At 52.8% G+C, this 776-nt stretch carries 1 protein-coding gene; it reads left to right on the top strand.

Going from position 1 to position 776, the window contains the following annotated elements; genetic code table 11:
• Positions 1-610, top strand: a 610-nt coding sequence (gene traF / locus ACOCD2_RS23420) for a conjugal transfer protein TraF (RefSeq protein WP_293652956.1), incomplete at its 5' end; no start/stop codon positions are given.
• Positions 611-776 lie beyond the last annotated feature (166 nt).

Here is a 776-nt window from a genome sequence, read left to right as displayed (position 1 = left end):
GGCCGGTATCTTCTTTTTCTACTCTTCATCATGCAAATACTGCCATTTTCAGATATTTCCTCTGAAACAGTTCGCGTTGCGGTATGGGTTCGAAATCCGACTGATTTCCCTCGATGGCAAAGCAATGCCAGGCATGGAGAAGATGCCATTCATCAAAGACGCCGGCTGGGCCAAGTCATGGAATATCACTGTGGTGCCGGCCATTGTTCTCGCCGCGCCGCCCGACCGTATCGGGGTGGTTTCCCAGGGCCTGTTGTCCACTACCGCTCTGGTATCCCGGATGCTTCTGACCGCCGAAGAAATGCATCTTCTGGGTGACGACGAACTCAAGCTCGCACACCTGGATGAACGCGGGTTGCTCACCACAGACGATATGTCCTTCCCCGACGTCCCCGACGGCGTGGATCCGAACGATCCAAAATCCTGGATGGCGTACTTGAAGGACCGCCTGGAAATCTCCATGGGCCAGGATGATCCCCGCTATTCCATTTTGCCGCCCCCCACGCCGCAATCGGAAGCCCCACGCTTGAAATACAAGAAACTGAACGAAAAACGACTTGAGATGCTGAAAAACGGGCAGAAGCCAACACCATCCCTGCTCAATCCGTAGTTGAAAACGACTTTTTTCGTCTTTTACAAAAAGCCACATTGGTGCATACCTTCGTAATATAGGCAGGTGGATTATTCCGGCATGAATGTCGGGTTGATGTTTTGATGCCTAATTACTGGAGGCCGCGCGCTCTGCCGCCATCATGCTGATGGGGTGCGCGGAAAAA

This window comes from Thiolapillus sp. (assembly GCF_048562965.1).
GTDB classification, from domain to species: Bacteria; Pseudomonadota; Gammaproteobacteria; order Chromatiales; family Chromatiaceae; genus Thiolapillus; species Thiolapillus brandeum_A.
This window is presented reverse-complemented; position numbering and strand designations above follow the sequence as displayed.